General features: G+C 65.5%; 21 protein-coding genes. 10 read left to right on the top strand and 11 right to left on the bottom strand.

Going from position 1 to position 16,006, the window contains the following annotated elements:
* Positions 1 to 14: 14 nt before the first annotated feature.
* Entirely contained in the window at positions 15 to 1,202 is a 1,188-nt protein-coding gene (locus MCIT9_RS07060) for a methyl-accepting chemotaxis protein (protein WP_317704215.1), read from the bottom strand.
* Positions 1,203 to 1,381: 179 nt separating this feature from the next.
* On the opposite strand from MCIT9_RS07060, the gene MCIT9_RS07065 reads away from it, so the two are divergent.
* On the top strand, positions 1,382 to 1,960 hold the full coding sequence (locus tag MCIT9_RS07065) for a cytochrome b/b6 domain-containing protein (protein WP_317704216.1): 579 nt from the start codon (positions 1,382 to 1,384) through the stop codon (positions 1,958 to 1,960).
* 118 nt (positions 1,961 to 2,078) lie between these two features.
* On the opposite strand, the gene queG is transcribed toward MCIT9_RS07065, so the two are convergent.
* Positions 2,079 to 3,152, bottom strand: a complete 1,074-nt coding sequence (gene queG, locus MCIT9_RS07070; protein WP_317704217.1) for a tRNA epoxyqueuosine(34) reductase QueG — start codon at positions 3,150 to 3,152, stop codon at positions 2,079 to 2,081.
* A 60-nt stretch (positions 3,153 to 3,212) separates the two neighbouring features.
* Here queG and MCIT9_RS07075 point away from each other — a divergent pair, with 60 nt between their 5' ends.
* From MCIT9_RS07075 to grxD, 3 genes are read left to right on the top strand one after another with little or no spacing between them, the layout of a single operon-like run.
* On the top strand, positions 3,213 to 4,697 hold the full coding sequence (locus tag MCIT9_RS07075; RefSeq protein ID WP_317704218.1) for an NAD(P)H-hydrate dehydratase: 1,485 nt from the start codon (positions 3,213 to 3,215) through the stop codon (positions 4,695 to 4,697).
* On the top strand, positions 4,670 to 5,137 hold the full coding sequence (gene tsaE / locus MCIT9_RS07080; protein ID WP_317704219.1) for a tRNA (adenosine(37)-N6)-threonylcarbamoyltransferase complex ATPase subunit type 1 TsaE: 468 nt from the start codon (positions 4,670 to 4,672) through the stop codon (positions 5,135 to 5,137). Before MCIT9_RS07075 ends, tsaE begins: the two co-directional genes overlap by 28 nt.
* Positions 5,138 to 5,180: 43 nt before the next feature.
* Entirely contained in the window at positions 5,181 to 5,507 is a 327-nt protein-coding gene (grxD, locus tag MCIT9_RS07085; RefSeq protein ID WP_317704220.1) for a Grx4 family monothiol glutaredoxin, read from the top strand.
* Between the two features lie 7 nt (positions 5,508 to 5,514).
* On the opposite strand, the gene MCIT9_RS07090 is transcribed toward grxD, so the two are convergent.
* Genes MCIT9_RS07090 through MCIT9_RS07110 form a run of 5 tightly spaced genes read right to left on the bottom strand, consistent with a single transcriptional unit; the run spans position 5,515 to position 8,943 of the window.
* A complete protein-coding gene (locus MCIT9_RS07090; protein ID WP_317704221.1) occupies positions 5,515 to 6,018 on the bottom strand; it encodes a TlpA family protein disulfide reductase in 504 nt (167 codons plus the stop codon).
* Complete coding sequence (locus MCIT9_RS07095; RefSeq protein ID WP_317704222.1) at positions 5,999 to 6,649, bottom strand: c-type cytochrome; 651 nt, start codon at positions 6,647 to 6,649, stop codon at positions 5,999 to 6,001. The genes MCIT9_RS07090 and MCIT9_RS07095 overlap by 20 nt, the downstream gene beginning before the upstream one ends.
* A gap of 1 nt (position 6,650) precedes the next feature.
* Positions 6,651 to 8,273, bottom strand: coding sequence for a cbb3-type cytochrome c oxidase subunit I (locus MCIT9_RS07100; protein ID WP_317704223.1), 1,623 nt, complete (start codon positions 8,271 to 8,273; stop codon positions 6,651 to 6,653).
* On the bottom strand, positions 8,270 to 8,785 hold the full coding sequence (locus MCIT9_RS07105; RefSeq protein WP_317704224.1) for a cupredoxin domain-containing protein: 516 nt from the start codon (positions 8,783 to 8,785) through the stop codon (positions 8,270 to 8,272). The genes MCIT9_RS07100 and MCIT9_RS07105 overlap by 4 nt, the downstream gene beginning before the upstream one ends.
* A gap of 8 nt (positions 8,786 to 8,793) precedes the next feature.
* A complete protein-coding gene (locus MCIT9_RS07110) occupies positions 8,794 to 8,943 on the bottom strand; it encodes a hypothetical protein (RefSeq protein WP_317704225.1) in 150 nt (49 codons plus the stop codon).
* 94 nt (positions 8,944 to 9,037) lie between these two features.
* Between MCIT9_RS07110 and MCIT9_RS07115 the strand changes: the two genes are divergently transcribed.
* From MCIT9_RS07115 to MCIT9_RS07125, 3 genes are all read left to right on the top strand, one after another.
* On the top strand, positions 9,038 to 9,376 hold the full coding sequence (locus MCIT9_RS07115) for an HP1242/YdcH family protein (RefSeq protein ID WP_317704226.1): 339 nt from the start codon (positions 9,038 to 9,040) through the stop codon (positions 9,374 to 9,376).
* Positions 9,377 to 9,479: 103 nt separating this feature from the next.
* Positions 9,480 to 10,058, top strand: coding sequence for a superoxide dismutase (locus MCIT9_RS07120; protein WP_317704227.1), 579 nt, complete (start codon positions 9,480 to 9,482; stop codon positions 10,056 to 10,058).
* A gap of 135 nt (positions 10,059 to 10,193) precedes the next feature.
* Positions 10,194 to 10,565, top strand: coding sequence for an exosortase system-associated protein, TIGR04073 family (locus tag MCIT9_RS07125; RefSeq protein ID WP_317704228.1), 372 nt, complete (start codon positions 10,194 to 10,196; stop codon positions 10,563 to 10,565).
* A gap of 7 nt (positions 10,566 to 10,572) precedes the next feature.
* Here MCIT9_RS07125 and MCIT9_RS07130 read toward each other — a convergent pair whose 3' ends face one another.
* From MCIT9_RS07130 to MCIT9_RS07140, 3 genes are read right to left on the bottom strand one after another with little or no spacing between them, the layout of a single operon-like run.
* The gene (locus tag MCIT9_RS07130) at positions 10,573 to 11,850 is read right to left on the bottom strand and encodes a L,D-transpeptidase family protein (RefSeq protein WP_317704229.1); all 1,278 of its coding nucleotides are present in this window, start codon (positions 11,848 to 11,850) and stop codon (positions 10,573 to 10,575) included.
* On the bottom strand, positions 11,823 to 12,389 hold the full coding sequence (gene mnmM / locus MCIT9_RS07135) for a tRNA 5-(aminomethyl)-2-thiouridylate-methyltransferase MnmM (RefSeq protein WP_317704230.1): 567 nt from the start codon (positions 12,387 to 12,389) through the stop codon (positions 11,823 to 11,825). The genes MCIT9_RS07130 and mnmM overlap by 28 nt, the downstream gene beginning before the upstream one ends.
* Positions 12,370 to 13,395: an NAD(P)/FAD-dependent oxidoreductase gene (locus tag MCIT9_RS07140; RefSeq protein ID WP_317704231.1), complete on the bottom strand. Its 1,026-nt coding sequence runs from the start codon at positions 13,393 to 13,395 to the stop codon at positions 12,370 to 12,372. Before MCIT9_RS07140 ends, mnmM begins: the two co-directional genes overlap by 20 nt.
* Before the next feature lie 70 nt (positions 13,396 to 13,465).
* On the opposite strand from MCIT9_RS07140, the gene surE reads away from it, so the two are divergent.
* From surE to MCIT9_RS07155, 3 genes are read left to right on the top strand one after another with little or no spacing between them, the layout of a single operon-like run.
* The gene (gene surE, locus MCIT9_RS07145) at positions 13,466 to 14,218 is read left to right on the top strand and encodes a 5'/3'-nucleotidase SurE (RefSeq protein WP_317704232.1); all 753 of its coding nucleotides are present in this window, start codon (positions 13,466 to 13,468) and stop codon (positions 14,216 to 14,218) included.
* Positions 14,215 to 14,874 carry a protein-L-isoaspartate(D-aspartate) O-methyltransferase gene (locus MCIT9_RS07150; RefSeq protein WP_317704233.1) on the top strand — a complete coding sequence of 220 codons (660 nt, stop codon included), beginning with the start codon at positions 14,215 to 14,217 and terminating at the stop codon, positions 14,872 to 14,874. Before surE ends, MCIT9_RS07150 begins: the two co-directional genes overlap by 4 nt.
* Positions 14,874 to 15,452, top strand: coding sequence for a YqaA family protein (locus MCIT9_RS07155; RefSeq protein ID WP_317704234.1), 579 nt, complete (start codon positions 14,874 to 14,876; stop codon positions 15,450 to 15,452). Before MCIT9_RS07150 ends, MCIT9_RS07155 begins: the two co-directional genes overlap by 1 nt.
* A 30-nt stretch (positions 15,453 to 15,482) precedes the next feature.
* Here MCIT9_RS07155 and MCIT9_RS07160 read toward each other — a convergent pair whose 3' ends face one another.
* Positions 15,483 to 16,004 (bottom strand): hypothetical protein, encoded by a 522-nt coding sequence (locus MCIT9_RS07160; RefSeq protein ID WP_317704235.1) that lies wholly within the window; start codon positions 16,002 to 16,004, stop codon positions 15,483 to 15,485.
* Positions 16,005 to 16,006: the final 2 nt, after the last annotated feature.

A 16,006-nucleotide genomic window follows, 5' to 3' on the forward strand; every position in this document is an offset into this window, starting at 1 on the left:
AATTCGGTATCGAATCAGGCCGCTACTTTAAAACGTCCCACCAGCGCCTGCAACTGGGCCGCCAGCCGCGCCAGCTGCTCGCCGGCGCCGGCGGTCTGCTCGGCGCCGCCGGCGACGTCGTGGGTGAGGTCGTTGATGGTGATGACGTTACGGTTGATCTCTTCCACGGTCACGCTCTGCTGTTCCGCCGCCGCGGCGATCTGGCCGCAGCGCTGGGAGATGCGGTCCACCGAGGCCAGGATTTCCTTGAGGCTGTCGCCGGCTTGGCGCGCCTGCTCGCTGCTGGCCTCCTCTTCGGTCTTGCCGGCTTGGATGGCTTTGACGGCATCGTCGGCGGCAAGTTGCAGGCGTTCGATCATGTCCTGGATCTCTCGGGTCGATTCCTGGGTCAGGCTCGCCAGGGTGCGGACTTCGTCGGACACCACCGCGAACCCCCGGCCCTGTTCGCCGGCACGGGCGGCCTCGATGGCGGCGTTGAGGGCCAGTAGGTTGGTCTGTTCGGCGATGCCCTGGATCACCTCCAGCACCCCCTCGATGGCGGTGCTGTCGGCCTTGAGGCGGTCGATGACGGTGGCGATCTCGGCGGTGCGGCGGGTCAGGTCGCCGATGCTGTCCAGGGTGCGCTCGAACTCGGCAAAACCGCTGTGGGCCAGGCGGTCGGTTTCCTCGGAGTCTGCCGCGGTGGCGGTAATTTCCTGGGCAATGTCCTGGATGGTGGTGGTCATTTCCGTCATGGCGCTGGCCAGCTGGGTGGTCTGGTCGTTCTGACCGGTCACCTGCTGGCGGGTCTGGGTGGTGATGGTGGCCAGCTCCTCGGCGGCCGCCGCCAGTTCCTGGGCGTGCTGCTGGATTTCCGCCATGGCGCGGTTGACCCGGGTGCAGGCACGGCCGTATTCATTGGCCATCCAGGAAAATTCGTCGTTTCCGGGGAGATCGGGGGTGGTGGTGAAGTCACCGTAGGCCAAGGCCTTGACCGCCTTGACGATGCGTTCGGCCCGCTCGCTGGCGTGACGGCCGAGGTAAACGGCCAGCCACAGCAGCACCACGCTGATGCCGAGGGCGGTGGCGAGGATTTCGCCGGCATCAGCGCCGCCGGAAAGGCGCAAGTTGTTGGCGGCCATCAGGCCGATGCCGAGGATGCTGACGCTGACCATCAGCCCCATCTGTTTTCCTAAGGAAAGTTTCTCGATCAGGTGCTTCATGGTTGTCCTCCACAAAGGGGTAACGTTGCTGAATCAGGTAATATGGTTCTGCGGCAATGGGGGCAGAAGGGAGGAAAACGCCTGCGGGGTGGGGGCAGGTGAACGTCGCGGTGCTACGCCTCGAATAAAAACATAGTCCAAAAAATCGGTTTTTTTCAGGTCCCATTGAGGAAATAAACATGTCCAACAACAAAGAAAATGTCTGGTCCCCGACCCTGCGCTGGCTGCACTTTGGCCTGGCGCTTGCGGTCACCCTGCAACTGTTTCTCAGCCTGGTCATGGAGGAGCCGGGCGAGGCCGAGGGGCTGGAGGCCTGGGCCTTCATGGCCCACGAGCTGTTCGGCCTGACCGCCTTCGCCCTCGCCCTGCTGCATTGGGGCTGGGTGTTGAGCGGCCACGACGGCGGCTGGCGGCATCTGTTTCCCTGGGACCGGCAGGGGCGGCAGGCGGTCTGGCGGGAGCTTTCCGGCCTGCTGCGGGGGCGTCTGCCGGAAGGCGGACCGCAGCCCGGCCTGCCGGGACTGGTGGAGGGTGTGGGCCTGGGGCTGGTGACCCTGCAGGGGGCCAGCGGCTTTGTCATCTTCCTGTTGTTGCCCCCGGAGGGGGAACTGCCGGAGCGCTTCGAGTTCCTGAGCGAGCTGCACGAGGCGTGCGGCAGCGGCGTGTGGATTTACTGGTTCGGCCATGTGGGCATGGCGCTGTTGCACCGGCTCCGGGGCGATGCGGTGGTGGCGCGGATTTCGCCTTTCAAGTCCTAGCAGTGGATGCAGGGGGTAGTCCATCCGGGGGACGCCGTGAATACATCCCTGTAGGCTTGACGGCGGCCGTCCAGGCCGCCGACACACCCGGATGGACTACCCCCTGCATCGTTCCCGGTTAGGCGTTGCCGATTTGGTGGTGGCGCGCCAGCGCCCAGCGGACGTGCTCGCGCACCAGGGGGGAGGGGTGGTCCAGGCGGGCTTTAAGGGCGGTGACGATTTCCGGGCCGGTGGGAGCGTTTCCCATCGCGACGGCGAGGTTGCGGAGCCAGCGTTCGTGGCCCAGGCGGCGGATGGCCGAGCCCTCGGTCTTGTGCAGGAACGTGGTTTCGTCCCAGGCGAACAGTTCGGTCAGGGTGGCCCGGTCGAGGCGGTGGCGGGGGAGGAAATCGGCCTCCGCCGTCGGCCGGGCGCGGCGGTTCCAGGGGCAGACCAGCTGGCAGTCGTCGCAGCCGTAGATACGGTTGCCGATCAGGGGGCGCAGTGCCTCCGGGATCGGTCCGTGCAGCTCGATGGTGAGGTAGGAGATGCAGCGGCGGGCGTCGAGCCGGTAGGGGGCGACGATGGCGCCGGTGGGACAGATGTCGATACAGGCGCGGCAGCTGCCGCAGTGGCTTTTCTCCTGCGGCGGATCGACCGGAAGCGGCAGGTCGGTGTAGATTTCTCCCAGGAAGAACCAGGACCCCTGCCTGAAGGCGATCAGGTTGGTATGCTTGCCCTGCCAGCCGAGGCCGGCCTTCTGCGCCAAGGGTTTTTCCAGCACCGGGGCGCTGTCGCAGAAGACCCGGTAACCGAAAGGGCCGATTTCCTGTTCGATGCGCCGGGCCAGCTGCTGCAGGCGCTTGCGGATCAGTTTGTGGTAGTCGCGTCCCAGGGCGTAGCGGGCGATGTAGGCGCGGTGGGTATTGCGCAGGTTTTCCCATAGGGCGTCGTGGGGCTGGGGCAGGTAGTCCATGCGCGCGGAGATCACCCGCACCGTGCCCGGCACCAGTTCCGCCGGGCGGGTGCGCTTGCGGCCGTGGCGGGCCATGTAGTCCATCTCCCCGTGGAAACCGGCCGCCAGCCAGGCGTTGAAATCGGCCTCTGCCGCGCCCAGGTCGGTGTCGGTGATGCCGACGGCCTGAAACCCCAGTTCCCGGCCCCAGGTTTTGATGTCCCCGGCCAGTCGTTTCAGGTCGATGTCGCAAGGCATTTGGACAACAGGCGGATTTGCCGGACAATGGTGGCGGGAAGGAAAACAGGGAGCAGGTGAATGACGATTGTAACCCAGGATCTACCGCAAGCATTGTATCGGGCCGCGCAGGTCCGCGCCATGGATCGGTATGCCATCGACACGCTGGGCATTCCCGGCTGGGTGCTGATGCAGCGGGCCGGTGCTGCGGCCTTCCAGGTGTTGCGCCGGCATTGGCCCGAGGCGCGGCGTATCGCCGTACTGTGCGGCGGCGGCAACAACGGCGGTGACGGCTATGTGGTCGCCCGCCAGGCCCTCGACCACGGCATCGAGGCGACCGTGTTCGCCCTGAGCCCGCCGGACGGCCTCCAGGGCGACGCCCGGCGGGCGTTCGAGGCCTACAGGGAGGCGGGCGGTCGGGTGGAGACCGGCCTGCCGGCGCAGCGGGAAGGTTTCGACGTGGCGGTCGATGCCCTGCTCGGCACCGGCCTCGACCGCGAGGTGAGCGGGCGTTACGCCGACGCCATCGGGTGGTTGCAGGCGTTTACAGGCGGGGTGCTGGCAGTGGACGTTCCCTCCGGTCTAAACGCCGACACCGGCGCGGTGATGGGCTGTGCGGTGCGGGCCGATGCCACCGTCACCTTCATCGGCCTCAAGTGCGGCCTGTTCACCGGCGAGGGGCCGGCCTGCAGCGGTGCGGTGTGGTATGCCGATCTGGCGGTGCCGCAGGCGGTGCTGGAATCCCAGCCGCCGGCGGCGCAACTGTGGCGGGACTACCGCAATCTGCTGCCGCCGCGCCGGGCCACGGCCCACAAGGGGCATTTCGGCCACGTGCTGGTGGTGGGCGGCGATGCCGGATTCACCGGCGCGGTGCGGATGGCGGCCGAGGCCGCCGCCCGGGTCGGGGCCGGGCTGGTGACCGTGGCGACCCGGGCCTCCCACGCCGCCTATCTCAATGTCAACCGCCCGGAGATTATGTGCCACGGGGTGGAAACCCCCACCGAGCTGCAGACCCTGTTGGGCCGGGCCACGGTGGTGGCCGTCGGTCCGGGGCTGGGGCAGTCGGGCTGGGCCCGCAGCCTGCTGCAGGCGTGCTGCGACAGCGGGTTGCCGATGATCGCCGATGCCGACGCGCTCAATCTCCTGGCGCAGAATCCCAAGGTGCGGGAGAACTGGATGCTCACCCCCCATCCCGGTGAGGCCGCCCGTCTGCTGGGGACGACTGCGGCGGAGATTCAGCAGGACCGTTTCGCCGCGCTGGCGGCGATCACGGAGAAATACGGCGGGATCTGCGTGCTCAAGGGGGCCGGCACGCTGGTGGGCGGCAACGGTCAGCTTCCCGGTGTCTGCGCCCTGGGCAATCCCGGTATGGCTTCCGGCGGCATGGGGGACGTCCTCACCGGCACCCTGGCCGGGCTGGTGGCGCAACAGCTGCCGCTGCCGCAGGCGGCGGAGATGGGCGTCTGTCTCCATGCAGCGGCCGCCGATGCCGCCGCCGGGGAAGGACAGCGGGGTATGCTGGCGGGAGATCTGATGCCGTGGCTGCGACGACTGGTCAACGCCTGAGCGCATTTCTGCCCGATCCGGAGGCGACCGCGGCCTTCGGCAAGCGCCTGGCCCGCTGTCTCGAGGCCGGCGTGGTGGTCTATTTGGAGGGGCCGCTGGGGGCGGGCAAGACCACCCTGGTGCGGGCGCTGCTCTCCGACCGCGGCTATCGGGGGCGGGTCAAAAGTCCGACTTACACCCTGGTGGAAACCTACCCCGGGGTGGTCCATCTCGACCTCTACCGCCTGGCCGATCCCGAGGAGCTGGAGTGGCTGGGGGTCCGCGACTATCTGGACGGGGAGACGATCGTGCTGGCCGAGTGGGCGGAAAAGGGGCGGGGGGTGCTGCCGCCGCCGGATCTGGTGGTGCGCCTGACGCCCGAAGGGGAGGGGCGGCGGGTGACGGTGACGGCGGCAGGGCCGAAGGGGGAACCCATCCTCCGGTGTCTGGCTCAAATCTGATAAAATCGCTCAGGTTTTAATCGTCAGTTTCAGAGGTTTTTCCATGGACGTCAAAGAGCGGATTGAAGCGCAACTCAAGTCCCATCCCGTCATCCTTTACATGAAAGGCACCCCCGACTTTCCCCAGTGCGGCTTTTCCGGCCGGGCGGTGGAAATCCTCAACGCCTGCGGCGTGCCCTACGCCTACGTCAACATCCTCGAGGATCCGGAGCTGCGCGAGGCCCTGAAGGAATATGCCAACTGGCCCACCTATCCGCAGCTGTACGTCAAGGGCCAGCTGGTGGGCGGCTGCGACATCATGATGCAGCTGTACGAGAGCGGCGAGCTGAAGAAAATGCTGGAGGAGGCCGGCGCCGCCAAAACCGAGTGACGCCGGTTCAAGGCTCCAGCAGCGGGGCCACGATCGCCGCGAAGGCTTCCTCGTCGAACACGCCCACCCGGCTGAAGACGAGGCGGCCGTCGCGACCGATCACCACCGTATAAGGCAACACCCCGGCCCGGTCGCCCCATTGCTGCAGCAACGCCGTCGCCTGCTCCACCGGGCTGTGCAGGACGGGATAGGGTATTTCCAGGGTGCGGGCCACGTTGGCCAGTTTCCTGGGATTGTCGAGGCCGACGCCGATCACCTGCAGCCCCCTGGAACCGTAACGGCGCTGGAATTCGGCCAGATGGGGCAGCTCGGTCAGGCACGGTCCGCACCAGCTGGCCCAGAAGTTGAGCAGGATGACCTTGCCGTGCCAGTCGTAGAGGCTGTGGCGCCGTCCCTGAAGGTCGGGCAGGACCAGCGGCGGCAGATCCCAGGCGTTGGCGGCCGCCGGCGCCCCCGGCCCGAAGGCCAGGAGCGCCAGCAGCAGGATCAGCTTACGGTGCCAGGCCCGCATAGTAGGATGCCAGCCGCTCGATTTCCGCGTCGGTGAGCTGCTGCGCGATCAGGCGCATGCGGCTGTAGATGTCGTTGTGGCGCGCGCCGCTCTTGTAAGCCTTGAGGGTCTGTTCCAGGTAAGCCTGCGACTGGCCGGAGATGCGTGGCGTGTCGATCATTTCCCCCTGACCGTGTTCGCCGTGGCAGACCCGGCAGGGGGGAATGATGCGCTTGCTGTCGCCGTGATTGATCAGGGCCATGACATCGGCGAAATCGCCGCCCTTGCCGGCCGCTTCGGCAGGTGGCTGGCGGCTGTAGAACGCCGCCAGATCGGCCATGTCCTGTTCCGACAGGCCGGCGGCGAAAGCCTGCATCATCGGGTTTTCCCGGCTGCCGTCCTTGTAGTCGTGCAGTTGCCGGTACAGATAGGTCGCCAGCTGACCGGCCAGGTTGGGAAAGATCGGATTGGCACTGATGCCTTTGTCCCCGTGACAGCCGGCGCAACGTTGCGACAGTTCCCGGCCCCGTTCAGGGTTGCCGCTCTCGACGGTTTCCAGGGTTTCCTCGGTCCAGGCGATTTGGGTCGAGGGGCCGGCTTGGAGGGCGGTGGCCAGCAGCAGGGTGCCCACTCCAACGATCCATCGGTTCATGTCAGTACCCCCAAGGCAGCGATTCGAAGGTTTTCAGGAAGAAGAACTGGGCGATAGGCCAGCCGAAGCTGATCAGCATCAGTCCCAGGATTACCAGATTCCACGCCTTGAGGCTTTCCGCCCAGGCGGGCAGGGACTCCGGCGGATGGATCGGCTCGGCGTAGGCGATTTCGAGATCGGTTTCGATTTCCGTATTGCGCCAGGTCTTCCACAGGATGACGCCGAAGAGCACCGCCGAACCCAGCAGCACCGCTCCGCCCATGATCATGAACAGCTCGTAGGGCTGCCAGGCCAGGGTCAGCAGGCTGTTGTAGGTGACGCTGGAGATGCGCCGCGGCTGCCCCAGCAGCCCGAGGACGTGCCAGGGGGTGCTGAGCAGGGTCATCCCCACGAACCAGGTCCACAGTTGGGTCAGCGCCAGGGTATTGGAGACCAGCTTCTTGCCGGTGATCTTCGGCCACAGGTGATAGGCGATGGCGAAGTACAGGATCACGGTGGTGCCGGCGAAGATCAGATGAAAATGGCCGGGCACCCAGGCGGTGTTGTGGACCATGGCGTTGAGGGCGTAACTGGCATTGACGATGCCGCCGAAGCCGCCGAGGATCAACATCAAGAGAGCCAGGATCGCCGCCAGCACCACCGGGTTGCGCCAGGGCAGGTTGCCGATCCAGCCGAACAGGCCCCGGCCGCCGCCCAAGCGCCCGGCGATTTCCAGCGACGCCAGCACGGTGAAGCCGGTCACCAGGGTCGGCACCGCCACCAGGAAGGTGCCGATGCCGTGGAGCAGCTTCCAGCCGGCTCCCTGTTCGGGGTCCATGTAGAGGTGATGGAAGCCGATGGGCAGGCTGAAGACCAGCAGCCCCAGAAAGGCGAACTTTGCCATCTCCTCGCTGAACAGATAGCCGCCGGCTTCCTTGGGGACGAAACAGTACAGGGCGATGTAGGCCGGAATCAGCCAGAAATAGACGATGGGGTGCAGGGTCCAGGCGAACAGGGTGCGCGCCAGACCGGGATCGAGGGTGTCGTTCCAGCCCAGGGCCCAGGGGATCAGCTGGAACACCACCTCCATCGCCACCCCGGCGCTGGTCCAGAGCCACAGCAGGGCGTTGGCGACGGTGGCGTACATGGCCAGCGGCATCCCCTTGCCGGAATTCTCCCGCCGCCATTGCACCGCCATCACCACCATGATGGCGCACCAGAACCAGGAACCCACCACCAGCAGGGCGGCGCCGATGTAGAACAGGGCGCTGGCCTGGATCGGCGGATAGAAGGTGTAGAGCACCGAAGCCTTGTCGGTCAGCAGCGGGATGGCCGCCAGAACCGTGCCGATCAGGCTGACGAAAAACCCGCTCCAGGCAAGGCCCGGCTGCCACAGCGGCCGTTTCAGGCTGGAGGTGGCGGTCAGATAGCCGAAGCCCATGATGAAGAAGGTGGTCAGGACATAGGCCATCAGCACCCCGTGGGTGCTGACCGAAGCGAAATAGACCTTGGCCGATTCGAGAAAGTCGAACAGGCCGCTGCGCTCCACCACCTGGTAGAAGCCCAAAAAACAGGCCACCAGGAAGGCGGCGAAGGCAACCACCCAGTTCCACAGGGCCAGGTTACGGCTTTGGGTATCGATCATGATTCACCTCCCTTGGGGTGCTGCTTTTCCCAGGTCTGCCTGGCCACTACGGTGACCTTGCTCCACATGTAGTCGTGACCGAGGCCGCAGTATTCGTTGCACAGCATCGGATAGTCCCCGGGCTTGGGGAAGGTGGTGGTCACCTCGGCCACGTAGCCGGGCACCACCATGGTGCTCATGTTGGTCATGGGCATGTGCACCCCGTGGAGCACGTCGATGCTGGCCCAGCGGAAGGTGATGGGAGTATCGGCCGGAACGGTGATGTGGCGGGGAAAGAAACCGTAGCGGCCCGCCACCATGATGACTGTGATACGGCCGTCCGGCTGGATGTGGACGCCCAGGTTGTCCTCGGCGAACTCCTCACTCAGGTGCAGCCTGGCCGGATCGATGGTCTCGACGTTGCTGGGCGGTTTGATGCCCACGGCGAGGGAGATGAAGATCGAGCCCAAAAAAAGGGCGACCATCCCCAGGGCGATATAGAGCCATTTTTTCTCCAACGGATCGATATGCATGGCTCACCTCACTGGACGAAGCCGCGGGGGATGAAGACGCCGAAATACAGGAATACCCAGGCGACGGCCATGCCCGCCGCGACGATGAGCATGAGCGCCCAGGTGCCCTTGGGCGGGGATTCGAGAATTTCGCGTTTTTCTTCGTCGGATACCGGCATGGCATAACCTCCATCGTGATTGTGTTCAGGGTCACTTTCTGAATTATTATTAAACTCTAATGCTTTGGCAAGCCCGTTTTTCAATTCTAGCGGAATGGCTGAGGGGGTTGGCGCGATTTTGACGCAGGGCAAAATTCGAATCCCGCTGATGCGGTATCATCAAACCTTTTTGAACCAAGGAGATGCTATGCTTGGTGAACACCACGATCTGGTCCACGAGTTTCCTGAATTTCGCGACCAGATTCATGCGCTGAAGGTTTCCAACAGCCATTTTGCCCGCCTGTTCGACGAATACCACCAGCTTGACCGTCAGATCCGCCGGATCGAACAGCAGGTGGAAACCGCGTCGGATGAATACGCCGAAACTCTGAAGAGACACCGCCTGCAGCTGAAGGACGAACTCTATCGCATGCTGCGCCAGGCGGTCGCCTGACGGCTTTATTCGGGGGCACGGCAGTGCTAAAGTAAGCGATTCCGAGCATCACGCTGGGGAATTCCTGAACGTGAAGAACAACCCAATCAGAAGGAGTCGCTCAATGAAACACGAACTACCCCCGTTGCCGTATCCGATGGACGCCCTGGAGCCTTACATCTCCAAGGAAACCCTGGAATACCACTACGGCAAGCACCACAAGGCCTACGTGGACAACCTCAACAACCTCATCCAGGGCACCGAGTTTGAAAACATGAGCCTGGAGGAAATCATCCTCAAGGCATCCGGGCCGATCTTCAACAACGCTGCCCAGGTCTGGAATCACACCTTCTACTGGAACAGCCTGGCACCCAACGCAGGCGGGGCGCCGAGCGGGGCGATCGCCGACGCCATCGACCGTGACTTCGGCTCCTTCGACGCCTTCAAGGAAGCCTTCTCCAAGGCGGCGGTGACCCTGTTCGGTTCCGGCTGGGCCTGGCTGGTGCTCAACGGCGACAAGCTGGAAATCGTCCAGACCCAGAATGCCGGCAATCCCATGACCGACAACAAGAAGCCGATCCTGACCTGCGACGTCTGGGAGCACGCCTACTACATCGACTATCGCAACGCCCGTCCCAAATACGTCGAAAACTTCTGGAATCTGGTGAACTGGTCGTTCGCCAACCAGAATCTGACCGGCTGAGCGTCTTCCTGAAAACGCTTCGAGCGCGCCCCCGTTCCGGGGGCGTTTTCATTTGCAAACGGGCCTGCTTGGCCTATGGTTAAGAAAGGTGCCGCTTGCCAGCGGTGGGAAGAGAACCGGTTAGGAGAGGAATGGATGAACAAGAAGCGCTGGCGCGTCCTGGCGGGCGTGGTTCTGATCTGTCTGGCAGCTCAAACCCAAGCCGGAGACAGTTACGGTGAGAAGGTGGGACGCAAGCTGGGGATCGGCCTGGCCAATATCGCCACCTCCTGGATAGAGATCCCCAAATGCATCATCAACGATTACAACCGCAGCCACTTTTTCTTCGGAATCGCCGGCGGGACGGTGCAGGGGCTGATCAATACCGGCGGCCGGGTGCTCACCGGGGTGCTGGACGTCGTCACCTTCCCGCTGCCGACCAGGCCGATTCCCCAGCCGCCGCTGGTGTGGCAGAACTTCGACAGCGACACGCACTACGGCGAGGTCTTCCGTCTGGAGCTGGACTGAGGCGTTTTCATCGCCGGCTGGCTGCCAGCGCCGCCGGGGGCAGCAGCCGACTTTCCAGTTCCAGTTCCTGTGCCAGGCGCCGTTGGGCGCGGCGGGCATGGGATTTTTCCGGGTAGGGGCCGACGACCACCCGTCCCTCGAGGAAGCGTGCCGGGTAGGGTGGCCCCTGGTGGCGCAGGATCGCGGTGACGATGCGGCTTTCCAGAAGCGGGCGCGGTTTGAGAACCAGATACCAGCCGGGCTGCAGCGGCGGCGGCTGGTAGGCGTAGCGCCACCGGGCGGGGTGGGAAACCCGGGGCAGGGAGGCGAGATAATCGGCCCAGCGAGGGGCGTCGGCCAGGACCGGCAGCGGAATCCCGCGGGCCTCGGCCACGGCGCGGTCCACCCGCCGCCAGTCGATCGGGCGCCCGGTCTGTGTTTGCGCCTGGCGCAGCCGCCGCTCCAGATCCCGCCACAGGGCGCTCAGGGTGCGGGGGTCCTGGGACAGGGGGCGGTGGATTTCCAGCAACAGTTCCTTTCCGCGCCAGCCCAGCAGATAGGGCTGATCCACGATCGTCACCGGCGTTCCTTCGCCGACACGGGAAAACAGGCGGGCGATGTCCTCCGGATAGAGACGGATGCAGCCGTGACTGATGCGCAGGCCGACCCCGTAAGGCTTGTTGGTTCCGTGGATCAGATAACTGCGCCATCCCAGACGCAGGGCGTGGTTCCCCAGCGGGTTCTCCGGGCCGGGCGGCACGATTTTCGGCAGCGGATCGCCCTTGCGGGCGTGTTCGCGGCGGATGGATTCGGGCACGACCCAGCGCGGATGGGCGATTTTTTCCACGATCCGGGTACGCCCTGTGGGGGTGTTCCAGCCGGCCCGGCCGATGCCCACCGGATAGGTCGCCACCGTCTGCGGCTCGCCTGCGGAAAAGTGAAACAGCCGCATGGCGGCGAGGTTGACCACGATGCCTTCGCGGGGGGCGTCGGGCAGAAGGAAGGCCAGCGGCAGCAGGATCTCGCGGCCCGCTTCCGGGGCCCAGGGGTCGATGCCGGGGTTGGCGTCCTGGATCGCCTGCAGGCCGATGTCGAAGTAGCGGGCGACGTCGGCCAGGGTATCGCCGGGTTGAAGCTGCAGGGTGGCCAGCCGGCCGATTACATCCCCGTCGGGATGACGGTGGATGGGGCCGATCTGGGGTTCCCGGCCGGCGTTCAGAAGCGGCGGGAACGACTGGCAGCCTGCCGTCAGCAGGACCAGCAGGCTCAGGAGGAATGTCAGCGTTTGTCGATGAGAAACAGCCATGGCGGTCTGCGGCGCCCTTGCGGAATCACGGTGCGCCAGGATAACAGATCGGCCGGCTGGCGGTAGAGCCAGTCCCGGACCGTTTCGCATTCCTGGCGGCCGCCAGGGTGGCCGGTGTAGGCGATGAGGCTGATGCGGCCGCCGGGGGCGAGCAGCGCCAGCGCCTTTTCCAGCGCCGCGGTCGTGGTGGCGGCTGTCGTGGTCAGGCGCTTGTCGCCGCGGGGCAAGTAGCCCAAGTTGAACATCACCGCCCGCAGATGCGGGCGCCAAGCGTCCGGCACTGCCTGATCCATGTGCTCGTGTCCCAGGCAGAGCCAGGTCACCCTGGCTGTCAGCCCTGCCTGCCGGAGCCGCTCCCGGGCCTGCCGGAGGGCCTGGGGCTGGATGTCGAAGGCCAGCACCCGGCCGTTTTCGCCCACCCGGCGGGCCAGGAACAGGGTGTCATGGCCGTTGCCGGCGGTGGCGTCGATGGAGGCATCCCCGGGATGCAGACGGGCGGCGATGGCGCGTTGGGCCAGATCAGTGAGGCAGACGTGCATGGTAGCGGCGCAGATCGATTTCGGGCGGCAAAGGGGCGTCATGGCACAGGTGCTCGGCCAAAAGGCGGGTGACGCGCGGTGCCAGCAGGCTGCCCTTGGAGCCCAGGCCGTTGCAGAGCGCAACCCGGGGATGCTGCGGGTGGCGGCCGACGATGGGGTGATGGTCGAGGGTGTTGGGGCGGATGCCGGCGCGGACCTCCAGTACTTCGATTTGCGGAGGCGTCTCGAAACAGTCCCGCAGGCGTCCGAGGAGGGCAGCGGTTTCCTCCGCCCGTACCGTTTCCGTCAGCGGCTGCCAGCGGTAGCTGGCTCCGACGCGCCATTTCCCTTCCTCCCGGGGCTGGAACCAGATGCCGTAATGGCAGGGAAAGGTGGGCAGCGGCGGGGTGGCGGTCACGGTGAGGATCTGCCCCCGGCTCGGTTGCCACGGCAGCCAGTCGAACCACGGATTGTGCATCACCCGCCAGCCTTCGCAGAAGACGACTTGGGCGCCGGCTTCGGGCTTGCGGGGATCAAGGCGCTGATGATGAAGGATACCCTGTTGCCGGAACCAGCGTTGCAGGCAGTCGAGCAGCTTCTCGGTTTCCAGGTGGGCGGTCCGGCGCAGCCAGACGCCGCCATGGGGGGCCTTGAGGCCGCTGCCGACGGCCTCGATCTCGTCGCCGAAAAAGGGGGCATAGGCGGGATCCTGCCACCGGCGGCGGGCCTGTTCCCGTTCGCCCGGGTTCAGGTACAGGCGCAGGCGGGGGCGTTCGACCCAGAAGCGTTGCCCGAACTGCCGTTCCAGCGCCTGATAACAGCGGTGGGCTGCGGCCAGATAGGTTTCGAAGGCCGGGGTTTTCACCCAGCGCCTGCCCGTCACCGGCGTCACCAGGCCGGCGGCGGTGCGGGAGGCGTTGTCGCCGCCGGCATCGACGATGCGCACCGCCATTCCCCGCTGCAAAAGATGCCAGGCCAGCAGGCTGCCGGCCAGTCCCTGGCCGACGATGAGGATTTCTTCGCGCATGGCGTGATTTCCCAGTTCTTCAGGCGGCTATTTTAGGTACAATTGCAACGATTTGTTGTAAAAATACCCTATGCACATTCTCATCAGCAACGACGACGGCTACACCGCCGAGGGACTGGTTCGCCTGGCCCGGGCGTTGAGCACCCATGGCCGGGTCACCGTGGTGGCCCCGGACCGTAACCGCAGCGGCGCCAGTAATTCCCTGACCCTGGACCGGCCGCTGCGGGTCGCCCGGATGGACAACGGCTTCTACCGGGTGGACGGCACCCCCACCGACTGCGTCCACCTGGCCATCACCGGCCTGTTGGACGAGGAGCCGGACATGGTGTTCGCGGGTATCAACCACGGCGCCAATCTGGGTGACGACGTGCTCTATTCCGGCACCGTCGCCGCCGCCACTGAGGGGCGCTTTCTCGGCCTGCCGGCGATCGCCGTTTCCCTGACCGGGGAGGATCCCAGGCACTTCGACACCGCCGTGGCGGTGGCGCTGCGCCTGTTCGAGCAGGTCCGACGCCATCCATTGCCGGCGGACACCATCCTCAACGTCAACGTCCCCGATCTGCCTTTGGCGCAGATCCAGGGCTTCCGGGCCACCCGGCTGGGCCAGCGCCACAAGGCTGAGCCGGTGATTCAGGACACCGATCCCCGCGGTCGTCCCATCTACTGGGTGGGGCCGGCCGGCCCGGAACAGGATGCCGGCCCTGGAACCGACTTTCACGCCATCCGCCAGGGTTGTGTGTCGGTGACGCCGCTGCAGATCGATCTGACCCGTCACGATGCCATCGACACCCTCGCCGCCTGGCTGCCGGAGGAAGAAAAATGAGCGTTTGCAGAGACGGCATCGGCATGACTTCGCGCCGTACCCGCGAGCGCATGGTGGCGCGTCTGCGCCAGCAGGGCATCCGCAGCCTGGAAGTGCTGGAGGCGATGCAGGCGGTGCCGCGCCATCTGTTCGTGGAGGAGGCGCTGGCGAGCCGGGCCTACGAGGATACCGCCTTGCCCATCGGCTTCGGCCAGACCATCTCCCAGCCCTATACGGTGGCGCGGATGTCGGAACTGGCGGCCGCCGGCCGGCGGCCGCGCAAGGTGCTGGAGGTAGGAACCGGTTCCGGTTATCAGACTGCGGTCCTGGCGCATTTGGCGGATATGGTCTATACCGTCGAGCGCATCGAGGCGCTGCAGAAACGGGCCCGCTTCCTGCTCTACGATCTCAAGATCTACAACGTCAAGTACGAGTACAGCGACGGCGGTTGGGGCTGGGACAAGCACGCCCCCTATGATGCCATCGTCGTCACCGCCGCGGCCCGGGAGATCCCCGACGCCCTGCTGCGTCAGCTGGCCCAGGGCGGGGTGATGGTCATTCCCATCGAGCAGGCAGGAGGCCAGGTGCTGACCCGCGTGGTCCACACGCCGTCCGGTTTCGAGCTGGAGGAGATCGAGGCGGTGAAGTTCGTTCCCCTGCTGAGCGGGCTGGGCTGATGTTCGAGTCGCTTTACTTGAAGGTACTGCGCTACGCCCGTCATCCCCATGCCCCCCGTTATCTGGCGGCGCTGAGCTTTGCCGAGTCGGCCTTCTTTCCCGTTCCGCCGGACGTGATGCTGATCCCCATGGCCCTGGCCAACCCCAGAGCCGCCTGGCGCCTGGCACTGCTGACCACGGCAGCCTCGGTGCTGGGAGGCCTGCTGGGATACGGCATCGGCTATTTCGCCCTGGCCGCCATCGAGCCGTGGCTGCAGCAGTGGGGTTACTGGGAGGCCTACCAGACCGCCCGGGACTGGTTCGGCCGCTGGGGATTCTGGGCGGTGCTGGTGGCCGGTTTCTCGCCGATCCCCTACAAGGTGTTCACCATCGCCGCCGGGGCGCTGGCGATGAATCCGCTCGGCTTCGTCCTCGCTTCCTTTCTGGGGCGCGGCGGGCGTTTCTTTCTGGTCGCCGGCCTGATCGCCTGGGGCGGCGAGCGTCTGGAGCAGGCCATCTACCGCCACGTGCGGACGATCGGCTGGGCCTCGGTGGCGTTGGTGGCAGTCGCTATCGCCCTGTATCTGCTGCTGCGTTGAATCGGGGTCGGTCGTGCCGACCCCGATCGCTCAGTAGTATTTGGCGCGAATGTCACGTACCCGCTGTTCCAACGTGCGGGCAAGACGGCTGATTTGTTTCAGCAGTTTGTCGTAGCGCGCCTTGAGCTGATCGTATTCCTGCTCCAGTTCGACCTCTTCGCCCAGCAGGGCGTTTTCCCGCTCGATGAGTTCGTCATACTGCTCCCGCAGCCGTTCCAGTTCCCGGAGGCGCTCCTCCAGTTTGACCGCCATTTCATCCCGTTCCTCGAGGATGCGCTGGTATTCGCGTGGCGCGGTTTTCGGGTCGATCTCCCGGAGCAGGTGGTCGTGTTTCTTTATTTGGTGCCGCAATTCGTTGATTTCATGCTTTTCCTCGCGGATGCGCCGGGCCAGATCGAGCGCCTCCAGCTCGGTCTTGGTCAGATAGGCGCGGACTTCGTCGAGCTTCTTTTCCAGTTGCACGAGGGAATCGTTGACCTCTTCCAGTGCTTTCTCCAGCGGGCGAAGGTGTTCCTGAATCTTGTCCAGCGTGCTTTCTGCGGTTGCGACCATGG

It is taken from the genome of Methylomarinovum caldicuralii (assembly GCF_033126985.1).
GTDB classification, from domain to species: Bacteria; Pseudomonadota; Gammaproteobacteria; order Methylococcales; family Methylothermaceae; genus Methylohalobius; species Methylohalobius caldicuralii.

Bases quoted from the DNA above. Each gene is read 5' to 3' on its own strand.
- MCIT9_RS07060 (WP_317704215.1), bottom strand. From the start codon at position 1,202: ATGAAGCACCTGATCGAGAAACTTTCCTTAGGAAAACAGATGGGGCTG.
- MCIT9_RS07065 (WP_317704216.1), top strand. From the start codon at position 1,382: ATGTCCAACAACAAAGAAAATGTCTGGTCCCCGACCCTGCGCTGGCTG.
- queG (WP_317704217.1), bottom strand. From the start codon at position 3,152: ATGCCTTGCGACATCGACCTGAAACGACTGGCCGGGGACATCAAAACC.
- MCIT9_RS07075 (WP_317704218.1), top strand. From the start codon at position 3,213: ATGACGATTGTAACCCAGGATCTACCGCAAGCATTGTATCGGGCCGCG.
- grxD (WP_317704220.1), top strand. From the start codon at position 5,181: ATGGACGTCAAAGAGCGGATTGAAGCGCAACTCAAGTCCCATCCCGTC.
- MCIT9_RS07090 (WP_317704221.1), bottom strand. From the start codon at position 6,018: ATGCGGGCCTGGCACCGTAAGCTGATCCTGCTGCTGGCGCTCCTGGCC.
- MCIT9_RS07095 (WP_317704222.1), bottom strand. From the start codon at position 6,649: ATGAACCGATGGATCGTTGGAGTGGGCACCCTGCTGCTGGCCACCGCC.
- MCIT9_RS07100 (WP_317704223.1), bottom strand. From the start codon at position 8,273: ATGATCGATACCCAAAGCCGTAACCTGGCCCTGTGGAACTGGGTGGTT.
- MCIT9_RS07105 (WP_317704224.1), bottom strand. From the start codon at position 8,785: ATGCATATCGATCCGTTGGAGAAAAAATGGCTCTATATCGCCCTGGGG.
- MCIT9_RS07110 (WP_317704225.1), bottom strand. From the start codon at position 8,943: ATGCCGGTATCCGACGAAGAAAAACGCGAAATTCTCGAATCCCCGCCC.
- MCIT9_RS07115 (WP_317704226.1), top strand. From the start codon at position 9,038: ATGGCTGAGGGGGTTGGCGCGATTTTGACGCAGGGCAAAATTCGAATC.
- MCIT9_RS07120 (WP_317704227.1), top strand. From the start codon at position 9,480: ATGAAACACGAACTACCCCCGTTGCCGTATCCGATGGACGCCCTGGAG.
- MCIT9_RS07125 (WP_317704228.1), top strand. From the start codon at position 10,194: ATGAACAAGAAGCGCTGGCGCGTCCTGGCGGGCGTGGTTCTGATCTGT.
- MCIT9_RS07130 (WP_317704229.1), bottom strand. From the start codon at position 11,850: ATGGCTGTTTCTCATCGACAAACGCTGACATTCCTCCTGAGCCTGCTG.
- mnmM (WP_317704230.1), bottom strand. From the start codon at position 12,389: ATGCACGTCTGCCTCACTGATCTGGCCCAACGCGCCATCGCCGCCCGT.
- MCIT9_RS07140 (WP_317704231.1), bottom strand. From the start codon at position 13,395: ATGCGCGAAGAAATCCTCATCGTCGGCCAGGGACTGGCCGGCAGCCTG.
- surE (WP_317704232.1), top strand. From the start codon at position 13,466: ATGCACATTCTCATCAGCAACGACGACGGCTACACCGCCGAGGGACTG.
- MCIT9_RS07150 (WP_317704233.1), top strand. From the start codon at position 14,215: ATGAGCGTTTGCAGAGACGGCATCGGCATGACTTCGCGCCGTACCCGC.
- MCIT9_RS07155 (WP_317704234.1), top strand. From the start codon at position 14,874: ATGTTCGAGTCGCTTTACTTGAAGGTACTGCGCTACGCCCGTCATCCC.
- MCIT9_RS07160 (WP_317704235.1), bottom strand. From the start codon at position 16,004: ATGGTCGCAACCGCAGAAAGCACGCTGGACAAGATTCAGGAACACCTT.